The 6,071-nt window shown below is 57.5% G+C and carries 7 protein-coding genes; 2 read left to right on the top strand and 5 right to left on the bottom strand.

What is annotated here, in order from left to right:
* The first annotated feature begins 250 nt into the window (after positions 1–250).
* Entirely contained in the window at positions 251–1,282 is a 1,032-nt protein-coding gene (locus GVN17_RS17925; RefSeq protein ID WP_166596588.1) for a DUF4917 family protein, read from the top strand.
* Between the two features lie 19 nt (positions 1,283–1,301).
* On the opposite strand, the gene GVN17_RS17920 is transcribed toward GVN17_RS17925, so the two are convergent.
* The 3 genes from GVN17_RS17920 to GVN17_RS17910 all read right to left on the bottom strand — a co-directional run bounded on the left by GVN17_RS17920 (position 1,302) and on the right by GVN17_RS17910 (position 2,600).
* Complete coding sequence (locus tag GVN17_RS17920) at positions 1,302–1,694, bottom strand: type II toxin-antitoxin system PemK/MazF family toxin (RefSeq protein ID WP_166596587.1); 393 nt, start codon at positions 1,692–1,694, stop codon at positions 1,302–1,304.
* A gap of 233 nt (positions 1,695–1,927) precedes the next feature.
* On the bottom strand, positions 1,928–2,389 hold the full coding sequence (locus GVN17_RS17915) for a DUF2442 domain-containing protein (protein WP_166596586.1): 462 nt from the start codon (positions 2,387–2,389) through the stop codon (positions 1,928–1,930).
* The gene (locus GVN17_RS17910; RefSeq protein WP_166596585.1) at positions 2,367–2,600 is read right to left on the bottom strand and encodes a DUF4160 domain-containing protein; all 234 of its coding nucleotides are present in this window, start codon (positions 2,598–2,600) and stop codon (positions 2,367–2,369) included. The genes GVN17_RS17915 and GVN17_RS17910 overlap by 23 nt, the downstream gene beginning before the upstream one ends.
* Positions 2,601–3,215: 615 nt before the next feature.
* Here GVN17_RS17910 and GVN17_RS17905 point away from each other — a divergent pair.
* Positions 3,216–4,115 (top strand): DMT family transporter, encoded by a 900-nt coding sequence (locus tag GVN17_RS17905; protein WP_166596584.1) that lies wholly within the window; start codon positions 3,216–3,218, stop codon positions 4,113–4,115.
* Here GVN17_RS17905 and GVN17_RS17900 read toward each other — a convergent pair.
* Together GVN17_RS17900 and GVN17_RS17895 are read right to left on the bottom strand one after the other, a co-directional pair.
* Entirely contained in the window at positions 4,112–5,329 is a 1,218-nt protein-coding gene (locus GVN17_RS17900; RefSeq protein WP_166596583.1) for an SAM-dependent methyltransferase, read from the bottom strand. The genes GVN17_RS17905 and GVN17_RS17900 overlap by 4 nt on opposite strands.
* A gap of 107 nt (positions 5,330–5,436) precedes the next feature.
* Entirely contained in the window at positions 5,437–6,054 is a 618-nt protein-coding gene (locus tag GVN17_RS17895; RefSeq protein WP_166596582.1) for a TPM domain-containing protein, read from the bottom strand.
* Positions 6,055–6,071 lie beyond the last annotated feature (17 nt).

Genomic DNA, 6,071 nt, shown 5'->3' with positions numbered 1-6,071 from the left:
GGTTGGGGCCGGGGCTTTGCGCGGCGGGGGTATTCACTGGATCGGTTGTCATGTGCACCTCTCAGCGAACCGGATGTGGGGTTCATGGGGTTAGAGACGCCGAGGTTGGGCGGGTTCGAACTTTCTGCCGAGCGGTGGGTGGAGGGAAGCTTGGAGGGATGCGCCGTTGACAAGCTCGGCCTGTGTTCCTATAAGTCCACTCCGTTCTGACCCCGGTCAGCACCTGCTCACCTGACAGCGAAGCGAGACGATGGAATTCACCGATTTTGATGCCGAACTGGCCGACTGGAGCCAGCTGCAGACAGACCATCCCTGCACAGGATTGCTGCTGGGCAACGGCGCCAGTCTGGCCGTGTGGAAAAACTTCGCCTATGACTCGTTGTTCGAACTAGCCCAGACGACCCGGAACAAGCCCCTGAGTCCCACCGAACTGGCGCTGTTCAAATCGATGGAGACCGAAAACTTCGAACCGGTGCTCAGTGGTCTCAAGGTCGCAATGCGGGTGAACGCGGCCCTGACCATTGGCTCGTCATCACCTCGCAATCGCTATTTCGCGATCAAGGAAGCGCTGATCCACGGCATCCGCTCGGCGCACATCCCGTGGCGTTTGATGGAGCCCTCTACCATCGCTCACATCAGCCAGGCCCTGAGCCAGTACACCACCGTCTACTCGACCAACTACGATCTATTGGCCTACTGGGCGGTGATGCACGGCGCCCAGCCGTTCGACGACCTGTTCGACGAAGACGCCGAATTCAACCTTCACCGAACCGACAGCCACGCCACCCGCATCCTCTACCTGCACGGCGGGATGCATCTGGTGAAAAATTTCGATGGCACCGCGCGGAAATTGCAGTCCTCGGAAAGCACGCTGCTGGGCAGTTTCGCCGTCAACGCGCTCGACGACGTGCCCCTGTTCGTCTGCGAAGGCCGTAGCGAAGACAAGATGAAGATCATCCGCGGCTCGGATTACCTGTCCTACTGCCACGCGCAACTGGCCCGGCATCAGGGTGACTTATGCCTCTTTGGCCATACGCTGGGCAAACAGGATAGGCACATCCTCAATGCCATCCTGCAAGCGAGACCGAAAACCCTCGCCATCTCCGTGCTGCCCCGCAGTGAAGCGTTCACTCAGCACCGCAAGCGGCATTACAGCGCGCTGTTCGAAGGGCAGAACATTGAATTGAAGTTTTTTGATGCAACGAGCCATCCACTGGGGAAACCGGAATTGTCGGTGCCGGTGGCTCGGTTGAAGGGAACGGTGGAGTTGAAGAAGGGGTGATCCATTTGGCTGGCCTCCCTCATAACGGAAGATAGGCCTTGACCCCGCCGATGACCGCTTCCAGATCATTTCGACTCAATCGTGGGACGTAATACTCTCTTCCTCTACGTGTCTTCCGGTGGACCTTATCAAGCCGATCAAAGCTGACGGTGTAAATCATGTCGCACTTCACCCATAACCGCTTGGTGCCGTCCGAAACAATCGGATTCTCTCGCAGGAGATGGTGCCAATCGAACTCTGTCTCCGGAGATGTCGCAGATATGGGAACAACCGTGCAAAGCCGACGACGATGCCTATTCGCCTGAGAGACCACAACGACCTTTCGGACTTTGACCATTTCAGGGGGCACAAACCCCCTCGTAAAATCGCACACCAGCACGTCGCCCTGTTTGGGCAGGTAATACAGAGGCATCCTTTTCTCCAGTTAAAGCAAAGCCGCCCGTAGGCGGCTTTTATCGACACGCAGCAGAACTTGCATCGCCCTAGCTGCGCCGCTGGATCAATCTCCGTAGAGAGATCCAGACTCCTTTCAGCTTTCGCTGATGACGAACGAATTATGAGCAGCTGAATGCAGCGTTTCAAGGCTCGGGCAAAAACTCAGAATCATCCCACTCGCGTCGGTAGCTATCTCTTACATCGCCACCTTCAGCGATGCTCGTATTCCCATCCTCTGCATGCCAATGCAACGTGCTTGGGAATCAGCGCCGCACCACTGCTGTAAGCGGTAATGGTTCGGCGGGTAAAGCCCAGCTCGACTGCTGCTGCGGAGAGCGACAGGTTGTTCTTTGCCATCCAATGCTTGAAATCGCGGGTGGGCATCACTTCACCGGATTGTTCGAGCGCCAGGCGATGCAGCGTCGACGCAGCCAGTTCAAGGCCATCTCCCCAGGTGACATCAAATCCCCACTCACCCACTGCGACTTGGTCGAATCGCTCGGGGTTCTTCAGCGCTGCCATAGCAGGAAACTGATCCAGGAACGCCGACAAGTCGATGGTGTGACGCTTACCGTTGTTCCAGTCGACGGTAAGTAATTGTTTGCCTGTAACAGGTCGGACGGCAGCAATACGTAATTTGCTTGGCATATCAGGTTCTCCGGTTTTGCTCATACCAGACTCGCCATAACTCGGCGGTATGACTCCGAGCCCACATCAATGCAGCTTTCAGCGCTTTGGGTTCGGCACCTTTACCGAGCACTCTCAAGCCATCGATCTGTACTAGCGACTCGCCATCCGGCGTCTGCACGTGAAAATGCGGCGGGGCGTGGTCGTCCGGATAAATCTTGATCTTCCAGTTACGGTCGGTTTGTACAGTAGCCATGACGGCGGATACTAGAGAAATTTTTTCCCTATCGCAAACGCGAGATTGCTTCGCAAACAAAAACCGGACCTTAAAAGGTCCGGTCATTCACCGCTCAAATCACACCGCTCCCAATCTTCCCAAACGCGCACGCTTACTCGTTACTTTCCGACAACGTCCCCACGACGACGGCATTACCATGAGCCTTCCTCCCAACGCTGGCGGCCACTGATTCGGTCGATAACCGAACACTGCTGAGCGCCGCAAGGCGGTCGCTACTCGTCGATTTGACGATGCTACCTGACCATTGAGCCGCTACGGTCGCCATCCATGCGAACACGAACACTACGACACCTTGCAACGCCCACTTTCCGATGACCGACACGATGGCTCTCCTGGCTGGTTTTCTATGGCAGCAATTTGACCCTCAAACTGTTGCAGGAAGATGGCATTCAATTTCTGCACCAAGATTCATGCTCGGAAGCGGGCCGTTGAAAAAATCCCCACAAACGGCGCTTCCCCCCTGAAATCAAAGTGTACGGTTGATTCTGTCGCCAGCTGTTAAGGGGAAAAACGTGCGATCTGTGGCTGAATGAATGCCTTCTTTTCACTTATAACAACAAGGCACGATTCAGCATGTCTTCTCGCGAAAACACCGGCATGATCCTCGGATTGGTCGGGGTGGTGATTTTCAGCCTTACCCTGCCCATGACCCGCATCGTCGTTCAGGAAATCCACCCACTGCTCAACGGCCTGGGCCGAGCGCTCGTCGCGGCGATCCCGGCAGCCGCCCTTTTGCTGTGGCGGCGGGAAAAGCTGCCGACCTTCGCGCAATTCAAGGCACTGCTGGTCGTCGCGCTGGGTGTGATCATCGGCTTCCCGGTCCTGTCGGCATGGGCGATGAAGACGTTGCCAGCTTCCCACGGCGCGTTGGTCAACGGGCTGCAACCGTTGCTGGTCGCCATCTACGCAGCGTGGCTGTCCCATGAACGCCCTTCCCGTGCATTCTGGATCTGTGCGGCGATGGGCAGCGTGTTGGTGTTGGGCTACGCGCTGATCAGCGGCGCCGGGAATCTGCAAGCCGGGGATCTGTTGATGGTCGGCGCTGTGGCAGTGGGGGGACTGGGTTATGCCGAGGGCGGTCGACTGGCCAAGCAGATGGGCGGATGGCAGGTCATCTGCTGGGCGCTGGTGATTTCAATCCCGGTGCTGATCATCCCTGTCGGCTACCTGGCGTCTCAGCACCAAGGGGCCATTTCCATGGGCACCTGGTGGGCATTCGGTTACGTATCGCTGTTCTCGCAGTTCATCGGTTTCTTCGCCTGGTATGCCGGGTTGGCAATGGGCGGGATTGCACGGGTGAGTCAGATCCAGCTCGTGCAGCTGTTCTTCACCATGGCCTTTTCAGCGCTGTTTTTCGGTGAGCACATCGACCCGATAACATGGTTCTTTGCCGCTGGCGTCGTCGTGACATTGGCCATCGGACGCAAGACCGCCGTCATCGCGCCGAAACCCGTGGTCGCCACTCGGGTCTAGCCGAGCAGGTCATCTGCCTGGAGCAACGTCTCCAGGCACTGCTCCTGAATGTTGTAGAACGCCTTCAATTCCTGAATCTTCGCCAGCAACTCGACAGGGTCCGCTGGCGTCGCGCGTTTAACCGCCAGAATCATCTTGTTCTTGTTGGTGTGTTCCAGCGAAATGAACTCGAACACCTTGGTCTCATAGCCGCAGGCTTCCAGCAACAGCGCACGTAACGCGTCGGTGACCATCTCCGCCTGCTGGCCCATGTGCAAACCGTATTGCAGCATCGGCTTGAGCAGGCTTGGGCTCTGGATCTGCAGCCGGATCTGTTTGTGGCAACACGGCGAACACATGATGATCGACGCACCGGAGCGAATACCCGTATGAATCGCATAATCGGTGGCGATATCGCAGGCATGCAGCGCGATCATCACGTCCAGCTTTCCGGGCACGACCGAACGCACGTCACCGCATTTGAAGACCAGCCCTGGATGCTCAAGGCGTGCGGCGGCGTTGTTGCACAAGGTGACCATGTCTTCACGCAGTTCGACGCCAGTCACCTCGCCTTGCGCTTGCAAGGTATTGCGCAGGTAATCGTGAATGGCGAACGTCAGATAGCCCTTCCCTGAACCGAAGTCAGCCACCGTCACCGGCTTGTCGAGTGAGATGGGCGACGTCGTCAGGGCGTGGGAAAACACCTCGATGAATTTGTTGATCTGCTTCCATTTGCGCGACATGGCCGGAATCAGCTCATGCTGTTTATTGGTGACACCCAAGTCGGTGAGGAACGGACGGCTCAACTCCAGATAGCGCTTCTTCTCGCGATCGTGCTCGGCGGAGGGCGCTTCACGCTGCTGCCGGGACGTGTTGCGAAACAGCGTACTTTTGCCTTTCTTGCTGGATTCCAGCTGCACTTCGTCAGTCAGCGACAGCAAATGCGCGTTCTTGAAGGCCTCGGGCAGCAGATTGGCGATCAGTGCCTGGGCTTCAGTCAGAGGGTGATTCTTGGTGATGTCGCGGGTCTTGTATCGATAGACGAAGGACAGGCATGGCTGATCCTTGATCGTGGTCGGCTTAATGATGATCCGCTGCAGATCGGCCTCGCTGCCGACATACTTGGCCAGCACCAGCTTGATCAGCGAGTTCTGCGTCAGGCAGGTGTCGAGCAGGCTCAGGAACTGGGCGCGGTGATCCTGCGCAGACAAGACGGCGGGGGCAGTAGCGGACATCGGGTGAAGCCTCGGGAAGCGAAAAATGCAAGGCCGTCATTTTAGGCGGGTACGGGGTTGAGGTGGATATAAATATTTACCACCTCATGCCCGCAGATCGGATCAGGCTACTCCAGCACAACTAACCGATTCGGCAATTCATTGCGCGCCTGCGTCACCGGCACCTGATCGCTCAACACCTCACCGCAGGACCGTATGCACCCCAAAAACCCGTCGAGAATCCGGCCCTCGCTGACTTGCCGCGTAAACACGTCGACCATCGACCGCCAGACCATGTCGTCCACGTGCCGGGCGATCCCGTCGTCCACGATGATCTCGACGTAGCGCTCGGCCTCGCTGACGAAGATCAAGACCCCGGTGCCGTTGAGCGTCGCATGAAGGTTCTGCTCCAGAAACTGCCGCCGGGCCAGGCTGCCCGCACGCCAATGCCGAACTGACGCCGGGACCAGTCGCGTGCTGATAGCGGGCAATCGGCACAGCAATGCGACCACGATGAAGGTCGCAATCTGGGTCAACAGCAGCTCGTTGGCGTTAAGCCAGCTTGGATAAAAATTGATCAAACCTGGCAGCAATAACGCGACCAGCCCCGCCCAAATCAACGGGGCATACGCGTAATCGTCAGCACTGGCCGCCAGCACCGTTACCAGTTCAGCATCCGTGTCGCGCTCGACCGCCTCAATCGCCTTTGCGACTTGCCGTTGCTCGTCTTCCGTCAGTAATGCCATGGGTCATGCCTTATAAA

It is taken from the genome of Pseudomonas sp. SLFW, from assembly GCF_009905615.1.
GTDB lineage: Bacteria > Pseudomonadota > Gammaproteobacteria > Pseudomonadales > Pseudomonadaceae > Aquipseudomonas > Aquipseudomonas bambusae.
This window is presented reverse-complemented; position numbering and strand designations above follow the sequence as displayed.